The sequence below is a fragment of the Myxococcus sp. AM010 genome, from assembly GCF_013372585.1.
GTDB lineage: Bacteria > Myxococcota > Myxococcia > Myxococcales > Myxococcaceae > Myxococcus > Myxococcus vastator.
Genome location: NZ_JABXEO010000022.1, coordinates 47,991 through 65,234, shown reverse-complemented (window position 1 = coordinate 65,234; position 17,244 = coordinate 47,991). Strand labels below are relative to the sequence as shown.

18 protein-coding genes are annotated in these 17,244 nt (G+C 68.6%); 17 read left to right on the top strand and 1 reads right to left on the bottom strand.

What is annotated here, in order from left to right; translation table 11 throughout:
* Positions 1 to 216: 216 nt before the first annotated feature.
* The 9 genes from HV826_RS13710 (at position 217) to HV826_RS13670 (ending at position 9,200) form a co-directional block, all read left to right on the top strand.
* Positions 217 to 1,005: a hypothetical protein gene (locus tag HV826_RS13710; protein ID WP_368670912.1), complete on the top strand. Its 789-nt coding sequence runs from the start codon at positions 217 to 219 to the stop codon at positions 1,003 to 1,005.
* Positions 1,006 to 1,137: 132 nt separating this feature from the next.
* Positions 1,138 to 2,010, top strand: coding sequence for a hypothetical protein (locus tag HV826_RS13705; protein WP_176417460.1), 873 nt, complete (start codon positions 1,138 to 1,140; stop codon positions 2,008 to 2,010).
* Between the two features lie 109 nt (positions 2,011 to 2,119).
* Complete coding sequence (locus HV826_RS13700; protein ID WP_176417459.1) at positions 2,120 to 2,758, top strand: LysM domain-containing protein; 639 nt, start codon at positions 2,120 to 2,122, stop codon at positions 2,756 to 2,758.
* A gap of 215 nt (positions 2,759 to 2,973) precedes the next feature.
* Complete coding sequence (locus HV826_RS13695) at positions 2,974 to 3,435, top strand: DoxX family protein (protein ID WP_176417458.1); 462 nt, start codon at positions 2,974 to 2,976, stop codon at positions 3,433 to 3,435.
* A 242-nt stretch (positions 3,436 to 3,677) separates the two neighbouring features.
* A complete protein-coding gene (locus HV826_RS13690; RefSeq protein ID WP_176417457.1) occupies positions 3,678 to 5,018 on the top strand; it encodes a PQQ-dependent sugar dehydrogenase in 1,341 nt (446 codons plus the stop codon).
* Positions 5,019 to 5,213: 195 nt separating this feature from the next.
* On the top strand, positions 5,214 to 6,929 hold the full coding sequence (locus HV826_RS13685) for a radical SAM protein (protein ID WP_176417456.1): 1,716 nt from the start codon (positions 5,214 to 5,216) through the stop codon (positions 6,927 to 6,929).
* A 131-nt stretch (positions 6,930 to 7,060) separates the two neighbouring features.
* The gene (locus HV826_RS13680) at positions 7,061 to 7,525 is read left to right on the top strand and encodes a carboxymuconolactone decarboxylase family protein (RefSeq protein ID WP_176417455.1); all 465 of its coding nucleotides are present in this window, start codon (positions 7,061 to 7,063) and stop codon (positions 7,523 to 7,525) included.
* Between the two features lies 1 nt (position 7,526).
* Positions 7,527 to 8,393 (top strand): sigma-70 family RNA polymerase sigma factor, encoded by an 867-nt coding sequence (locus HV826_RS13675; protein ID WP_176417454.1) that lies wholly within the window; start codon positions 7,527 to 7,529, stop codon positions 8,391 to 8,393.
* Between the two features lie 171 nt (positions 8,394 to 8,564).
* Positions 8,565 to 9,200, top strand: coding sequence for a hypothetical protein (locus HV826_RS13670; RefSeq protein ID WP_255207925.1), 636 nt, complete (start codon positions 8,565 to 8,567; stop codon positions 9,198 to 9,200).
* Between the two features lie 128 nt (positions 9,201 to 9,328).
* Here the strand turns inward: HV826_RS13670 and HV826_RS13665 are convergent, their stop codons facing one another.
* Entirely contained in the window at positions 9,329 to 10,024 is a 696-nt protein-coding gene (locus HV826_RS13665) for an NADPH-dependent F420 reductase (RefSeq protein WP_176417453.1), read from the bottom strand.
* 152 nt (positions 10,025 to 10,176) lie between these two features.
* Here HV826_RS13665 and HV826_RS13660 point away from each other — a divergent pair, with 152 nt between their 5' ends.
* The 8 genes from HV826_RS13660 (at position 10,177) to HV826_RS13625 (ending at position 17,244) form a co-directional block, all read left to right on the top strand.
* Positions 10,177 to 11,142, top strand: coding sequence for a 3-hydroxyacyl-CoA dehydrogenase family protein (locus HV826_RS13660; protein ID WP_176417452.1), 966 nt, complete (start codon positions 10,177 to 10,179; stop codon positions 11,140 to 11,142).
* Positions 11,139 to 11,729: a hypothetical protein gene (locus HV826_RS13655; RefSeq protein ID WP_176417451.1), complete on the top strand. Its 591-nt coding sequence runs from the start codon at positions 11,139 to 11,141 to the stop codon at positions 11,727 to 11,729. The genes HV826_RS13660 and HV826_RS13655 overlap by 4 nt, the downstream gene beginning before the upstream one ends.
* Before the next feature lie 132 nt (positions 11,730 to 11,861).
* On the top strand, positions 11,862 to 12,938 hold the full coding sequence (locus HV826_RS13650) for a hypothetical protein (protein WP_176417450.1): 1,077 nt from the start codon (positions 11,862 to 11,864) through the stop codon (positions 12,936 to 12,938).
* On the top strand, positions 12,935 to 13,855 hold the full coding sequence (locus HV826_RS13645; protein ID WP_176417449.1) for an AHH domain-containing protein: 921 nt from the start codon (positions 12,935 to 12,937) through the stop codon (positions 13,853 to 13,855). Before HV826_RS13650 ends, HV826_RS13645 begins: the two co-directional genes overlap by 4 nt.
* Positions 13,856 to 13,874: 19 nt before the next feature.
* Positions 13,875 to 14,459: an imm11 family protein gene (locus tag HV826_RS13640; protein ID WP_176417448.1), complete on the top strand. Its 585-nt coding sequence runs from the start codon at positions 13,875 to 13,877 to the stop codon at positions 14,457 to 14,459.
* Between the two features lie 6 nt (positions 14,460 to 14,465).
* Complete coding sequence (locus tag HV826_RS13635) at positions 14,466 to 15,272, top strand: hypothetical protein (protein WP_176417447.1); 807 nt, start codon at positions 14,466 to 14,468, stop codon at positions 15,270 to 15,272.
* 186 nt (positions 15,273 to 15,458) lie between these two features.
* Entirely contained in the window at positions 15,459 to 15,986 is a 528-nt protein-coding gene (locus HV826_RS13630) for a DUF1993 family protein (protein ID WP_176417446.1), read from the top strand.
* A gap of 97 nt (positions 15,987 to 16,083) precedes the next feature.
* On the top strand, positions 16,084 to 17,244 hold the full coding sequence (locus HV826_RS13625; RefSeq protein WP_176417445.1) for an ankyrin repeat domain-containing protein: 1,161 nt from the start codon (positions 16,084 to 16,086) through the stop codon (positions 17,242 to 17,244).

The following is a 17,244-nucleotide window of genomic DNA, read 5'->3' as shown; positions in this document are numbered from 1 at the left end:
GGATGACGCGCTCTGAGTGACTGTCAAGCGCCGGCTGGCGGGCCGTGTCCCTGCTTCATCTGCTACGCCGTCATCGCGGCTCCACATCTCACCCTCTTGCATCCAGGGATTCTCTCCATGCTCCATCCGCACCGGCTCCCACGAGTCCTGGCCTTCGCCCTGCTCCCACTCCTCTCCGCCTGTTCCTCTTCCGAATGCACGGAGCACCGTGACTGCGTGTCCCGTGGACCGGACATCGTCTGCGTGGAGGAGACTTGCGTTCAGGCCTCCACACCCGACGCGGGCACCGTCGACGCAGGAGCGGAAGACGCTGGCGTGGACGCGGGCTCGACGGGCTCGGACGATGCCGGCGCTCCGGACTCGGGCACGGATGCGGGGAGCTCCGCGCCGGAGGCCTCGCTGCGCATCACGGAGATCAACCCGTACGTCCAGCAGGAGCTCATCGAGTTGGTGGCCGTCACCGGCGGTTCGCTGACGGGCATCTCCCTCAAGGAGCTCACCAACTCCGACTTCACCTTCACCTTCCCCCAGGGCTACACGGTGGAGACAGGCGCCGTGCTGGTCCTCCACCTTCGCGGCGCCTGCACGGATGTCCCCGGGGACCCGGCCTCCTGTGGCCAGGACGCCCCCTTCACCGCCGGGGCCTGGGACTTCAGCGTGCCGGGCTCGCTGAGCTACTCCGGCAAGGTCTTCGAACTCTTCGCGTCAGATGGCACGCCCATCGACGGCGTTCCCTTCGTCCGGGCCTCCGGGGAGATGCCCTCCAGCATCGTCGCCGCGGTCCAGCGCCTGCAAGCAGACCGCGTCTGGGACCCGACGCCTTGTGTGCATGACCTCCAGACGGGGTTCGCCCGTGACCGGTACTGCCGCAACATCGCGGTGGACTGGTCCAACATGAACGCGGACGCAAACGTGATGCGCATCGCCGGGGACTCGCCGCTGACGACGCCCGGAACGCGGACGCAGTGGAGTGGCCCCCTGCCTTCACGGTGGGGCACCTACTAGCGAGGTCGACTCCGGGCGCCGCGAGGCGAGACCATGTCTCGGCCCTGACGCTCGTATTATACACCTCGCATGACTCCAACCGAGGCGCGGAAGACCGCGCCGTCGTGGCTCCTGCTCCTGCCACTTCCCGCCATGCTCCTGGGCGCCTTCGTCGCATGGCGAAGTGGCGCTCCCATCGCCGCATTCGCCGTCAATGCGACGGCGGCGGCCCTGGGGGCTGGCGCTGCGGCCATGGTGGGGCGCCTCTCGAGCGCGGCACTCCTGCGAGTCTCCGGCCCCCTCTCCGTCGTCGCGGTGCTGCTCACCGCCTCGACACTGCTCTTTCCGGGCCTCGACGAAGTTCATCGATGGATTGAGCTGGGGCCGATACGCCTCCACGCTTCCGCCGTGGCGGTGCCGTGGGTGCTCCTCGGGATGAGTGAAGCAATGCATCGGCGCTTCTCCGCCGCCGCCGTCCTTGCCGTGGGGTTATCGGCCGTTCATGCCGCGCAACCCGACGCGGGCCAGGGGACCGCCTTCGCGCTGGCTGCGAGCACCCTGCTCGCCCGTGCGCACTCGACGCACTGGCTCCAGCGTGCCGTCAGCTGCACCGTCGTTCTCCTCATCGGCTTCGGTGCATGGCTCCAGCCGGACCCACTCGCCGCGGTTCCTCACGTCGAGCGCATCCTCCAGCTCGCCGCCAGTCTGTCGCCCGCGCTCGGCCTCGTGGCAGTGGTCGCGCTGGCCCTGCTCCTGCTGCCCGCCGCGACAGGCACCGCCGTCGCCACCAGTCTCTTCGTCTACATCGCCGCGACACTCTGCGTGCCGATGCTCGGCAACTTCCCGGTACCCGTCATGGGAGCAGGGGCCGGCCCTGTTCTGGGTTGGTACATGGCAACAGGGATTCTCGCGGCGTCCCGGTGGCGGCTGACACCACGGCACCTGCCCGCGCTGCACCAGGGCCATCACCGAGCCGCGTTGAACCCGGCCCGACCTGGACGGCGGGGCGCTGGGCAGCAGGCCTGAGGCATTCCACCCTGAGCGGAATGTCACAACTCTGAAACCATTCCAAGAATCTTGGAAGCGCGCCGCAACTCTGCCGGGGACCTCCTGACAATGGGAGCAGGAGGTTCCAATGTCCAACTACCGCATCCGCCCTGGTGACACCCTCTCTGGCCTGGCCGCCCGTTTCGGCACCACCGTGTCGAAGCTGGCCCGTGACAACAACATCAAGAACCCTGACCTCATCTACGCGGGCAATACGCTGCGTATCGGGCACTCCGGCCGTGACAGCTTCGACGCAGGCGGGGGCCGTCCGGGCGGTGTCCGCGGTGGCGGGGGCCAGTCGGGTGACGTGGGCGGTCCGACGGGCGCCGGTCCCAGCAACGCGACCGCTGCGATGCGCCGGCTCGCGGACGCTGGCCGCGCGGCCGCACTGGGCATGGGCGGCTACAACAGCCAGGGCCTGTGCGCCACGGGCGTGAGCCGGGCCATCCAGAACGCCTTCGGTGTCAAAGTCTGGGGCAACGGCAACCAGATTGACAACAACCTGCCCCGCGACAAGTTCAAGCAGGTCAACATGTCGTTGGAGGAGGCGCTGAAGATTCCGGGCCTCGTCCTCACCTGGGAGAGCACCTCCACTCGGCTGGGCAGCATCTACGGCCACACGGCAATCACCACCGGCGACGGCCGCTCGTCCGCCAGCGACTTCATCGAGAGCAACACGACCAACAACGGCCGCTCCGGCTTCAAGGTCTTCATGCCCATCGTGTAGCGCTGCGCCGCACAGCCCGTGCCGCTTCCGAAGCCCCTGGTCCCGACAAGGACCGGGGGCTTCGTCGTTTCGAGCGAACCACGCAAGGCGCAGCGGCTCCGCGCCGGCGCGCCACCGGGGGCCGGGCATGGAGGGCCCGCTGTTTTTTCCAACCGACCGATGATTTCCGGCGGCCATGGCGGTCCAACCCTCAAAACCGCTTCACGGAGGACCCCATGACCACGACGACCCACACCGAACTCCAGCACGCCGCCCCGGCCCCCCGCCCGCAGTCGGGCACGCAGTCCTCCTCGAGGAAGGCCCTGTGGACCGGACGCGTCCTGAGCGGCATCGCCGTCCTCTTCCTGCTGTTCGACGCCACCGGCAAGTTGCTCCAGATTCCCGAAGCGCAGAAGGGAACCGTGGAGCTCGGCTACCCCGTCAGCGTGCTCTTCGGCCTGGGAGTCGTTCAGTTGGTGTGCCTGGCCGTGTACCTCATTCCGCGCGTCTCCGTGCTGGGCGCCATCCTGTGGACCGGCTATCTCGGAGGCGCGGTCGCGACCCACGTCCGGGTCGGCAACCCGCTCTTCTCCCACATGCTCTTCCCCGTCTACATCGCGACGCTGCTCTGGCTGGGGCTCTGGCTGCGCGACTCGCGGCTCCGCGCCGTCCTTCCGGGCCGGGCCACCTCGCCATAGTCTTTGGAGGGACTCGAAACCCGGGGTGAGCCGCTGCGCGCCATGCATTGCACTACGGCCATCCCATACAATTGGTGCCTCGCTGCACAGCGATTGACGATGGCGTGCAGCGCTCCACCCGAGCAAACGCGCCTCTGTCCGATGTCCGGCACGGAACGGTCGCCAGTTGAAGGGCGGGCTTTCCACTCGACTCGCGGCACGCGATGTTCGCTCCCGTTCTATCCCCCTCAGGAGAGAGTCGCATGCGCACCCTGCCGCTGCCCCTCATCGTCGCCGCCCTCCTCTCTGGCTGCAGCCAGACCCCAGACCCCACGCCAACGCCCAATGACTCGGGCGTCCCGCAGCAGGACTCGGGCCTCCCGCCGGAAGACTCGGGCGTCCCTCCAGATGACGCGGGCGTTCCGCCGGACGACGCGGGTGTTCCGCCGGAAGACCCGCTTCCCACCGGGCCTCCGGTCCCGCAGGGCCCGCCCAACGTGCCCGAGTTTGATCCGGCCTTCCCCGGGCAGACACGCGTCCCCGCCATCCAGACGCAGACGCCCATCCAGGTCACCGAGATTGCATCGGGCTTCAGGAACCCCTGGGCCATCGCGTTCCTCCCCGACCAGCGCATGCTGGTGACGGAGAAGCCCACCGGCTCGCTCTACATCGTGACGCCGCAGGGCGCGAAGTCCCCGGCCGTCACGGGGCTGCCCGCCGTGGATGGCCGTGGCCAGGGGGGCCTGCTCGACGTGGAGGTCGGTCCCGACTACGCGCAGAGCCAGCTCATCTACTGGACCTATGCCGAGCCCCGCCAGGGCGGCAACGGGCTGGCGGTGGCGCGCGCGAAGCTCGTGGACGGCGAGCAGCCTCGCGTGGAGAACGTGCAGGTCATCTTCCGCATGATGCCCACGCTCGAGTCGACGCTGCACTCGGGGGGCCGGCTGGTGTTCACCCCCGACGGCAAGCTGTTCGTCACGCTCGGGGAGCGCTCCATCCTCGCGGGCCGGGTGCAGGCGCGGGACGTGAAGAGCCACTTCGGCAAGGTGGTCCGCATCAACCCCGACGGCTCCGTGCCCCAGGACAACCCCTACGTGAACAACCCGGAGGCGAAGCCGGAGATCTGGTCGGTGGGCCACCGCAACATCCTGTCGGCGGCGCTCGACAGCCAGCACCGGCTGTGGACGGTGGAGATGGGACCGCGCGGGGGTGACGAGCTCAACCGCCCCGAGGCCGGCAAGGACTACGGCTGGCCCACCATCGGGTATGGCGAGGAGTACTCCGGCGCGCCCATCCACGAGAGCCCCCGGGGCCCGGGCATGGAGCAGCCCGTGTACTACTGGGACCCGGTCATTTCTCCCTCGGGGATGACCATCTACACGGGGGACCTGTTCCCCGAGTGGCGGAACAACGTCTTCATTGGAGGCCTGTCCAGCCAGGCGCTGGTGCGGCTCATGATGCGGGATGACCGCGTGGTGGGCGAGGAGCATCTCCTCAAGGACCAGGGCGCGCGCATCCGCGAGGTGGTGCAGGGCCCCGACGGAGCCCTCTACCTGCTCACCGACGCCACCAACGGCAAGCTGCTCAAGGTGACGCCGCGCTGAAGTCACCGCCGGCCACGGCGCGCTTCACGCTCCCCGAGCGACTCCGGTCCTCGGGGGGCTGAAGGAGCGCGCCGGGTGGGCTTCCACCAGGGCCTCGGGCCAGGCGGCCAGGCGGACGGGCCCCACCATTCCGTCCGGGACTGGCCGTTATCGCCTACGCTGCGCGCCGTCCCTTGAAAGGCCGGTGTGCGTCGCATGGGTGGTCGAGTCCTCTCTCCAGTCCTCCTCGTCGGTGCCGGCACGGGGGAGGCCACGTGCGGCATCCTGTACCTGGCGGGCTACCTGCGCCGCGGCGGCATCGAGGCCTTCGTGCGGCTGTACGACGGGGATGAGACCGAAGCCGAGGTGACACGCACCTTCGAGAGCCTCCTGCGCCGCGTGCGCCCGAAGCTCGTGGGCATCAGCCTCAAGTGGTTCCACCACGTGGACCGCGCGCTGCTCATCGCGAGGACGGTGCGGCGGATCGACCCCTCCATCCGCATCGTCGTGGGAGGCAACTCCGCGTCGTACTGGTGGAAGGAGCTGAGCGGCTACGACAGCATCGACCACATCGTGCTGGGCGACGGCGAGGTGCCCCTGCTGGCGCTGTGCAACGGCGAGGAGGCGCCGGTCAACGTCGTGTCGAGGAGCCCGGACGGCCGGCCGCGCCGGCTGCCGCTGGAGTACGTGCAGCGCGCCACGAACACGGACGACATCTACTACTCGCACTTCAACGACCTCTTCCTCAGCCAGATGGACCAGCACTCGTTCTCCGGCTGGGTCGCGCCCGGCAAGGGGTGCGGTGAGAACTGCCTGTATTGCGGCGGGGCGCGAGGCAACCAGAAGGCGGACTTCGGACGCGCGAAGCCCTTCCTGCGCGCCGAGGAGAACGTGCGCCGCGACCACCAGGAGATCGCCAGCCGGACGTGGCAGATGCGCTACGACTTCGCGGGCAGCACCGCCGGGTTCCTGAGCAGCACCTGGGCGGGCGTGGACCTCTCCCACCACTGCTGCACGTACTTCCTGTGGGGCGTGCCCCGGGTGGAGCTGATGGCGGCGCTGGCCGCGACGTTCCAGCGCGTCTACATGGTCATCGACATCGGCTGCTTCTCCGAACAGCAGCGGCTGGAGCAGATGGGCCGGGGCCTGCTCAAGCCCTGCGCGAAGGACCGCGAGCTGCTGGAGGTCATCGACGCCTGCCGCAAGTACCCCAACCTGGACATCGAAATCTCCGGCATCGGGGGCCTGCCCTTCGCGAGCAAGGCCACGCTGGCGGAGGAGCTGCGGCTCGTGGAGCGCATCATCGGCCTGGACTGCGTGGTGGGCTACCAGCGGCTCGAAGCGCAGCCAGGGGCGCTGGTGACGCAGCACCCCGCGCGCTTCGACATGGTGACGGAGGCGAAGACGTTCGCGGAGTTCCTCGACTACTTCGAGCGCCGCGAGCCCGGTGACGTGTCCGTGCCGATGATTCGCTTCCGCGACGAGGGCCTGGAGGCGGCGGTCCAGCACACCTCCGACCGGGTGGACGCGCTGGCATGGAAGCACCGCGACACGCGCAAGCGCGTCGCCATCCAGGGCAGGACGCGGCTGCGCAACACCGCGCCCTGGACCCAGCGCTTCACCCTGGGTGAGTGGCTGGGCAGCCACCGCGCCCCCCCGAAGCTCGCGGGTGAGGCGGTGACAGTCTTGCGCTCCGTGGACGGCATCACGATGAGCTGCGCCCCCTCTGTCAGCCCGAAGCGGTTCGCCGACCCCACGCTCACGCAGGGCGAGGACGGCGCCATCCTCCTGGCCGCCCTGGCCGCCTTCGAGCACCCCACGAGCGTCTCCAGCGCCGTGTCGAAGCTCGGCGCCAAGGCCCGGCTGGACCCGCACTCCGCGCGAGAGGTCATCGACCATCTGGTGGACGGACGCTTCCTCCAGCCGGCGTGAGCTTTCGCATCGCGGGGCGCGGTGGGGCGAAAAAATCGTCCAGAAAAGGCCATGTCACACGGAGCCCCGGCTGCGTCGTCCTGGGGTGGAAGGCAGGCACTTGCGCCCTGCACGACACACAGGAGCTACACATGAAGCCCCGGATGAACGCGTTCGCCGTCGCCCCCGATGCGATGAAGCTGACGCTCGAGTACGGCCAGAAGCTGCTGGAGCTGGGCCTGGAGAAGAGCCTCCTGGAGCTGGTGAAGATCCGCGCCTCGCAGATCAACGGCTGCGCGTTCTGCATCCACATGCACACCCGGGACGCCCGCGCGCACGGGGAGACCGAGGAGCGCATCTACCTGCTGGACGGCTGGCGCGAGTCGCCGCTCTACACCGAGCGCGAGCGAGCGGCCCTGGCCTGGACGGAGGCCCTGACGCACGTTTCCCAGACGCACGCGCCCGACGAGGACTACGCTGCCCTCAAGCCGCACTTCTCGGAGCAGGAGGTCGTGCACCTCACCCTGCTCATCGGGATGATCAACACCTGGAACCGCATCTCCGTGGGGTTCCGCTCCATTCACCCCGTCACCGCCCCCCGCACCGAGGCCGCCTGACGTGAACCCCGCTGACGCCTTCGACCCGCTGCGCCCCCGCTTGCTCCGCATCGCCTACCGGATGCTGGGCATCGTCGCGGAGGCCGAAGACGTGGTGCAGGAGGCGTACTTGCGCTGGCACCAGACTGACCGCGCCGCCGTGCGCGACGCCGAGGCCGTGCTTGTCCGCACGGTGACGCGGTTGTGTCTGGATGTCCTGAAGTCCGCCCGCGTACGCCGCGAGGAATACGTGGGCACCTGGCTTCCGGAGCCCATCGTCGATGCGGTGGAAGGTGATGACTTGACGCTGACCCTGATGATGGCCCTGGAGCGGCTGTCCCCGTTGGAGCGCGCCGCCTTCCTCCTGCACGACGTGTTCGGCATGGACTTCGAGGAGGTGGCGAAGGCCATCGACCGCGACCCGGCCGCCTGCCGCCAGCTCGCCAGCCGCGCGCGGACCCACGTGCGCGAGGCCCGGCCCCGCTTCCCCGTGTCGGAGGCCCAGGGCCATGAGCTGGCCTCGGCCTTCTACGCCGCGTCCCGCGGGGGAGACCTGGGGGCGCTCCAGGCGCTGCTGGCCCAGGACGTCGTCGTGTACTCCGACGGCGGCGGCAAGGTGAAGGCCGCGCTCAACCCCATCTACGGCCAGGAGAAGACGCTGCGCCTCTTCGAGGGCTTGCTGCGCATCCTGGACGTGAACTACTCGCAGTTGGTGCATGAGGGCTTCATCGACGGACTGCCCGCCTTCGTCACCCTGGAGAAGGACGGCACGCTCCAGACGACGGCCCTGGGCATCGAAGATGGCCGCGTCGTCGCCATCTACATCATCCGCAACCCCGACAAGCTCCGCGCGGTCCGTGCGCGGGTGGGGGACAAGCTGCCGACTTGAGCGCCCCCCTCGGCGGCGCCACCCTCGCCGTGGGCCCCGGGCGCAGGCGTTCGTTCAAGGCGCGAGCCTGACGCCTACTACCATGCGACCGCGTTCGATGGCCGGCAGTTCCTCGTCGTCTGGACCGGAGACCGCTCCCTCTTCCTGACGCGCGTCAACCGGAACGGGACCTTGGACGGCCCGCCAGTCACGCTCTTCACCCCCACCGACCACCAGCCCGCGGGCTCCCCGGGCATCGCCTGCCACAACCGCAAGTGCCTGGTGGCGTGGATTGGCTTTGGCGGAACCGCCCGTAGCGTGGTCCGCGGCATCACCCTGAACACCTCGAAGCCGGGCTTCGACGTCCAGGAGGTCTTCATTTCCAACCAGCCGTCCGCCATCAACTCCTATGGCGTCGCGGTGGCCTGGTCCCATGACCGGTACCTGGCGACCTGGACGGACATTCGCTTCGGCGGCCAGGACATCTTCGCCGCGAGAATCCGGCGCACGGGCGCGGTGCTCGACCCGGACGGCTTCGTCATCTCCGCTGCGCCGGGCAATCAGAACTTCTCGGCGGTGACGGCGACGAAGCAGGGCTTCTTCGTCGCCTGGAGCGACGCACGCAATGGCACCGCCGACATCTACGGCGCCCGCGTGAAGGACGGGACCGCGAACGTCCTGGACCCCAGCGGCATCCCCATCGCCACCTCGCGCACGAACGACATCTCGCCCAAGGTCGCCTCCGAAGGCCACCAGGTGCTCGTCACCTGGAGCGCGCTGACGGCCGACACCGGGCGCGTCCGTGGGGACCCGCGTGAAGCAGGATGATGTTCTGGACATCCCAGCCATCCGCATCTCGCACGCGCCTTCGGTCGAACAGCTCGCGCCGTGACGCGCCCCCAGGGGCAGGCGCTGGAGGCCCGCCCTTGGGACACACGCTCGGACCTCCGGGTGCCTCAACGGCTGAACATGGCCTTGACGCGCAGGTCGTTCTGCCGACGGACCTCGGCGACCTTCGTCGCGTCGGCAGCGGCCAGGGCCTTGGGGAGCTGCTCGGCGTCGAGGTCGGCGCAGTACACCGCCGTGCCCGGTTGCTGCCGCCAGGACTCCGACAAGGGGCCCGCGTCGATGGCATCGAAGCCCAGCGCGTCGACGAGCTGAAGAACCTGCTGTCGCGCCCGCGGGTCATCGCCCGACACCGGAAGCGCGATGCGCCCCGGTGCCCCACGGGGCAGGCCCTTCGTGTCCAGGCTGCCAGCCTGGATGTTGTTGAAGGCCTTCACGACCGGACGCTTCAGGTGCGCTGAGACCCACTCGCTGTCGGTCTGCCCTGCATCGATTGCGCCGATATGGCCGTCGCGGAACTCCGGGTAGTAGTTGCCCGTGTCGACCACCACGACGTCCGCGGGCACGTCGTCGAACAGGCCGGGCGGCAAGTCCGTGATGGCCTTCTGGGGAATGGTGACGATGACGATGGGGCCCGCGTGCGCCGCCTCGCGAACGGTGACGGGCCTTGCGCCCACGCTCGCCGCGATGGCCGTGACACCCTCGACGCCGCGTGAGTTCGCGAGCGAAATGTCATGCCCCAGGGCCTTGAGGTGCCGCGCCAGGGTCGCTCCAATGTTCCCCGCGCCGATGATTCCGATGTTCATGGGACGAGCAACCTAATGAGGTGCTCCTCGGCGCGCTCGTCATTCCTCGCCCTTCGGCATGGCTCGGTGCATCAATCACACACGCGCCATGAACAATTCCAGCAACACATCAAGAGGTTGTCTCTGTCGTGCGGGCTGGCAAGGTGCGCTCCATGACACACAAGCGGCTGAAGAGGATTGGCATGGTGGGCGGGGGCGCCATGGGGTGCGGTATCGCGCTCGAGCTCGCCATCGCCGGCAGGCAGGTGGTGCTCTACAACACGCGCGCCGACAGCAGCGAGCGGGCGCGCGCGAAGCTGGAGCGAGACGCGGCGCTGCTGGTGGAGACGGGCCTGCTCGCCCCACAGCAGGCGCCCGCCGCGCTCGGACGCATCCGCCGCACCACGGTGCTCGCGGAGGCCGCCGTGGAGCAGGACCTGGTCATCGAGTCCATCCCGGAGGACCTCGCCCTCAAGCAGCAGCTCTTCCGCGAGCTGGACGGGCTCGCGGCCCCCGACACCCTGCTCGCCACCAACACCACGGCGCTGAGTGTGACGGCCATCGCCCGGGATTGCACGCGGCCCGAGCGCGTCCTCTCTGCCCACTACTACCTGCCCGCGCACCTCATCCCGCTGGTGGACGTCATCCCCGGCGAGAAGACGTCCCCCGACGCGGTGGAGACGGTGCGGCGGTTCCTCGAGGAGCTGGGCAAGTCGCCCGTGGTGTTCTCCAGGGACGTGCCGGGCTCGGTGGGCCCGCGCCTGCAGCAGGCCCTCATCGGTGAGGCCATCCGGCTGGTGCAGGAGGGCGTGGCCACGCCGGAGATGGTGGACCGCGTGCTCACCCAGGGCGTCGGACGGCGCCTGGGCGCTTCGGGGGTCTTCGACCGGCTGGACCTGGTGGGGTTGGACTTCATGACGGCCCTCCTCCACGGCGCCGGACGCCCCGTGCCCCCCGTGCTCGCGCAGAAGGTGGAGCGCGGCGAGCTGGGCCAGAAGACGGGCCAGGGCTTCTACGCCTGGACGCCCGAGTCCACCGCCGCCTACGAGGAGCGCATGGCCCGCCACCTCGTCACCCAGCTTCGTGAGGACCGGGCCGCGGGCCGCCTCCGCGTGCCCACGACGGAGCTGGAGGAATGAGGACGGAGGCCGTCCTGCTGGACTCGGCGGTGCTGTCGGACTTCCTGGCGGACGCCATCCGCGAGTACACCACCTGCACTCCGGAGCTTCCGCCCCGGAGCTGGGCCGTGCTGCTGGGGCGCGTCGTTGGCGACGCCATGCGCGTGGAGCGTGTTCGCTTCGCCACCAACATCCGTGAGACGGATGAGCACGTGCTCCAGGAGTTCGACGCCACCATCATCCCCTGCTTCGGCGCCTGCTACGCCAACGGGCGCCGTGGCTTCTGGTGCGAGCCGCGGGAGCTGCTGCGAATCACCACCGAGGCCGAGGCCCAGGGGATGGACGTGCTCGGCTCCATCCACCTGCACCCGGACTGGCACCGCATCGGCCCGCCCCACGAGCGCGGCCTGCGCGTCAGCCAGGAGCCCACGCCCATGGACCGCCACCTCTTCCAGGGCAGCGGCTGGCCGCTCAACCTGATTCTCTACCTGGAGCGGCGCGAGGGCCGGCTCTACCACTCCGTCGGAGCGTGGGCGCCGCCCGACGGCCAGGAGGCTGGCGCGGGCTGTCGCGCGCTGGCCATCCGCATGGAGACTCCAGAGCGGTGAGCCGGCCGGGGGCGCGGCGCACCAACGGCACACGCTTCGGGACTTGCCCCAGCGTCGACGCAGGCCATGGAAGCCCTGTAGGCTGTGGATTTTGGGCTGGAGGATGCACCAATGCGAATCGTGGCGGTGGGAATGAGTTCCAGCCTCGGACCCACGACGACGGCCTGCGCCGCCTTCCGCGCGGGCATCGTCCGGACAAAGCCCTCCGAGTCGGTGACCACGTTCGCACCTGGCGACAGTGAGCCCCAGCCCGTCTTCGTCCACGAGGTTCTGGGTTCGACCTTCGGCTTCACGGGCGAAGGGCGGCTCGTGGCCCTTGCCATGGAAGCGCTGGAGGACCTGCGGACCTCCGTGCCGCTGGAGTCACTGGGACGCGAAGCGGGCATCTTCCTGGCCCTGCCGGACTTCTCGGATGGCTCAGGGCCCGTGGCGCTCGCGGCGGCCGCCGAACGGCTGGGGCGCCGCGTCTTGGGACGAGCGCTGGAGGGACTCGGCGTGTCCTGGCCGGAGGAGCGTTGGAGATTCTTCAGCGGCGGCTCCGCGGGCTTCGCGCTCGCGCTGGAGTCCGCCCAGCGGGCGATGGAACGCCATGAATACGAGACGTGCCTCGTGGGCGCCGTCGATTCGCTGGTGGAGCCAGAGAACCTCCGCTACCTGCTGGGCGAGCGTCGGCTGAAGACGATGGACAACCCGGTGGGACTCGTACCCGGCGAGGCGGGGGCCGTCTTGGTGCTCCGAAAGGGCCAGTCCAGGACCGAGCCGGCGACCGCGCCCACCGTGGACATCGCTTCTGTTCACCTCGGACGCGAGCCTCACGCACGCGGTGCGAAGCTGCGGCCCGATGGAGGGGCGCTCGCGGCCTGCGTGCAGGCGGTGCTGAGCGCCGGCCCGGGTGCCAGGGACGACGTGCTGTTCATCACGGACCTCAACGGCGAGGAAGTGCGCGCCTGGGAGTGGGGCTGTGCGCTGCTACGCCTGAGGCGGGATGGCGTGGTCACCGGGGATTCGCCCTTCTGGATTCCAGCCACAGGCTTCGGTGACGTGGGCGCGGCATCGGGCGCGGTGGGAGCGGCGCTCGCGCGGCACGCCTTCCTTCGGCACTACGCTCCCGCGCGTCGCCTCGTCGTCATCTCGCAGTCGGACTCAGGAGAACGCGCCGCGTTCGCTCTGTCATCCAGTGGCATCCCAGGAACCGGAGGTCGCACGTGAACAACTCAAGCGGTGGCAGGCGAGCAGGCGTGGCGATGACGCTCAAGGAGCTCATGCAGGGCACCTTCGAGCTGTATGGGAAGGTCGTCTCCGACGGACGGCCCAACATCCGCGACTTCGGCGCAGCGCCTGGCAGCGGCGGCGCGATGAAGCGCAATGAGCCCCGGAAGAAGCAGACCGACGACACGAAGAAGCGAAAGAAGGACGCCAGCCAGGAGGAGGCGGCACCCCACGCCAACCCCCAGTATCCAAAGCGCGCCAGCCTCTCCAAAGGCACTCAATACAACAAGAACGGCGCCAGCTACATCCGCGGCACCCGGCCCACCGAGTACAACTCCTACCCGCACCTGGGCCCCGCTGCCTTCCAGGCGGACGTACAGTCACGGGCCAGCATCACCCAGCTGGGGAACTTCAACCCGTCGCTGAGCGGCGTGAGCCAGCCCTATGTATGGCGGGGCCACCACCTGATTCCGGGCGAGGCGTTCTACACCGAGGACTCCACGGGAAAGCCCATCTTCGACGAGCCAGAGAACTTCGACATCCTGTTGCAGACCCCCTATGACATCGACCACGGCCACAATGTCATACTTCTCCCGTATGAAGCCTGGGCGGTACCTGTCCACGCGCTGATTTGCCATCCCAACAACCACAATGACTACTCAAGGGATGTGATACAGCGACTGAAGAGCATCGACAACGAAATCGACACCTTGCGCGGGCAGGCCACGGAGCACGAGGCCATCGTGGCCAACGTGTTCAGTCAATTGAAGGACCTGGAATCGGACCTCTGGGAAGACCTCCTCGATGAGTCCCGGAGTGCCGTCCGCAGCGCCGCGGAGGGCGAGCTGTACGACGGCCCCTGGTGTCGCTGGAAGACACAAGATGACAGGGAGTACATCTGGCCTTCACTCTGGTAGGCCAGCAACAGGAGCCCCCGTGAGCTTTTCGCTACTATGTGACAAAAATGACGGCGCCCTGCTGGATGCCTACCCGGAGGGAGGCCCCGAAGGGTGGCGCTACCTGGTGTCCCAGCGCCTGGCAGCCGAGTACCCCTCGGGCGGTCTCAGCATGGAGTTCTCACCCAATTTTCCAGATCGGCGAAAGCTCCATGACTTCGTGGACAGCATCCTCGAAATCCGCATCGTCTCTGACCGGGTGCGCCGCGTCATCCAGGAGCTGACGCCCCGTGACGCGGAGTTCCTCCCCGTCACGCTCGTGGACCACCAGAAAGACGTCGTCGCGCGTGACTACTTCATCATGAACGTCATCGCGGACCGGGATGTCATCGACCTCGAGCGCTCCACCGTCCGGATGAGCCATATCCTCAAGGACAACATCAGCCGGGTGTCGGAGCTGAAGCTCAAGGAAGACATACCACCCGATGGCCCGAAGCTCTTCCGGCCGCGGCACCTGCGCGGCTACACGATGGTGGACCCGACCGTCCAGGCCGCCCTGACCACCGCGAAGCTGACAGGGGTGAAGTTCCTCCCGGCAGACGGCTGGAATGGCAAGTACCGCTGAGGCGACATGGACATTGACTTCCATCAACTGAGGGAGAATGCGGGGGCGGCGGCGCCAGTCCTCATCTCGCACATTGACCCGGATGGGGAACGGAACCGGATGATCGAGGAGGTGCGGGAGCTGTGCCGCTGCTTCGTCAACATCGCGGCCGCCACGCTCCTGCTGGAGGGACGTCCGCAACCGTTCTTCCTCAACCTCTGCCGGGCCGCGGAGAACTGGCGCCGCCTCCTCCTTCATCTGGAGCGGCGCAAGCTGCAACCACCGCCCGCCTCGTGGGGACTCATCCCGCTTGCCGGAGTGGTGGCGACCGGACAGTGGGAGCTGGCGTGCCAGGTGGCGGAGCGGATGACGACGACCTGGCAAAAGGACTCAGGCGAGTACGCCGCGGAGTGTGCCTGGACCTCCACGCTGGCCGGCCTGGTGCTGCACGCAACGCGCGGTGAAGACCCCACGCCGAGGCTCCAGGAGCTGGCGCGCGTCTCCAAGGAGGAGTGCTGGCCCGCGCTCGCACAGGCGCTGGTGGACAAGGATACCCTCACATTCCTCTCAGCGTTCTCCGAGGCCCTCTCCCACCACGAGGCCCGCACCGAGAAGCTGGCGCGTGGCTTCACCCAGCGCGAGGACCACTTCGGCGCGAATCGGTATCTGTGGTTCGAAGGGCTCGCCCTGCTCCGGCTCGCGCATCAGCGCGGGCTCGACGTGCCCAACGAACGCTACCGCTACTGCCCGCCCCTCGCACAGGTGCCGATGACCGAGTCATATCGGGGCGACTGGGTCACCCGCCTTGGCGAGGCAGCCTCGGGGACGCCGTGAGGCGCGGCCCATCCCCTCAGGTGAAGCCAATCGCTTCTCCAAAGATGCGATAGCCGCGGAGGAACTCGACGAGAGGCCATCGCGCAGCGCCTGTGACTGATTTGACGGGGCCAGTCCAGGGGCACGTCAGAGCGCCTGCCGGGCCGCGGCGAGCCTGCTAGGGTTGAGTCATTCGAGGAGGCACCCATGTCGCTCTACGAAACGACCGTTCCCTGCTTCGCGCAGATGCTGCGTGCGTTGTTGGTGTTCCTGCAGAAGGGAGAGGCTCGCGCTCGCGAGCTGGGCTGTGATTCGAAGAACCTGCTTCAGTCGCGGCTGGCCCCCGACATGCACAACCTGGCCAGCCAGGTGCAGTTCACCTGTACCCAGGCGCAGGAGGCGGTGCTGCGGCTTGGCCAGCATCCGCCGCCGAAGCTCGACACGCCGGTTGACATGGAACAAGCGAGCGCCTTGATCGAACGAACGCTGCAGCTGCTATCGAGCGCCGACAAGGCCCGGTTCGAGGAAGGCGCACAGCGCCAACTGTCCATCGAGTTGCCCAATGGCATGGTCTTCGACATGACCGGCAGCGAATACGCGCGGAACTGGGTGACACCCCAGTTCTACTTTCACCTGGTCACGGCCTACAACATCCTGCGGCACAACGGTGTGCCGCTTGGCAAGGCCGACTACGTCCAGCACATGTTCGCCTACCTGCGCCAGCCAGCGGCCTGAGCCGGGGGCGTCGGGTCTCAATACGTGAAGAAGCGATGCCGGACTCAGGTAGGCTGCGATGCTCCGGCATCCAGCCCCCGGCCATCAAGTAACGCGCATGAAGCTCGACACGCCCGAGAACCTGTTCGCTGCCATCGAGCAGTGCGATGTCTTCGCGGTGGAGGACCTGCTGGCGAAAGGGGCCGACCCCGACGAAGTCGACCTCCACCGCTACCAGGCCACGCCGTTGGCGTATGCCTGCAGTCACGGTGACGAGGCCGCCGTGCGCGCGCTGCTGGCCGCGAAGGCCGCCCCGGATGCTGCGGCCTTCCAACCTCCGCTGGTCGCTGCCACCGCGCATGGGTTTGCCGCCCTGGTGACGTTGCTGGTGAAGGCCGGCGCGGAGGTGCACGCGGGGGACGAAACCGGCGCCAGCGCGCTGTGGACGGCCGCCGCGAATGGCTTCGCCGACATCGCACGCTGCCTGGTGGAAGCCGGCGCCAGTCGCGAGCAGCCGGACAACGATGGCAAGCTGCCGTCCATCGTGGCGTTGGAGAATGGCCATGTCGCGCTGTCGAACTACCTGAAGGATCCGGCGAGCTACCCGGCCACGCATTCCTTCTGGCGCGGCAGCAAGAAGCGAGCGCGGCAGGCGGCGGAGGCACGGCGCGCAGAGGTGGTCAGCAGGGCCATGGGCCGGGACGGCAGTGACGCTGCTGCCGCCGAACCCGAATGGACGTTCTCCGGCGGAATTGCGCGAAGCCAGTGGGCGACCCAGGACTTCCCTTCGGTGGCCGCTGCCGGCAACCTCGAGCTGGTGGGGCGAATGCTGGACGCCGGCCTCGACCCTGACTGGACACAGTTCAGGGGCAACCCGACGGCGCTGATGCTGGCCGCGCGCAGCGGCGAGCTGGGGGCGGTGGACCTCCTGCTCGCACGCCGCGCCAAGGTGAATCACCGGACGGACAAGGGACTCACCGCGCTGCACATGGCGCTATTCAAACCGTCGGCGCGCGTACACGGCCCCATCGTTCGTAGCCTCCTGGCGGCGGGTGCCGATCCCAATGTGCCCGACGATGAAGGACAACGGCCGCTGCAGCGCGCGCTGGCGCATGCGGCGCCAGCGCTGGTGCAGGCATTGATTGAAGCCGGCGCCGACCCGTTCCTCCGCGACCGCGCCGGCCGCATGCCCGCTGACTGGGCGCCAGCCCATGGAAAGCACGCCAGCGCCATCCGCGAGTTGCTGGAGACGGCGCGCAAGGGACGGGCGGGCGACTGA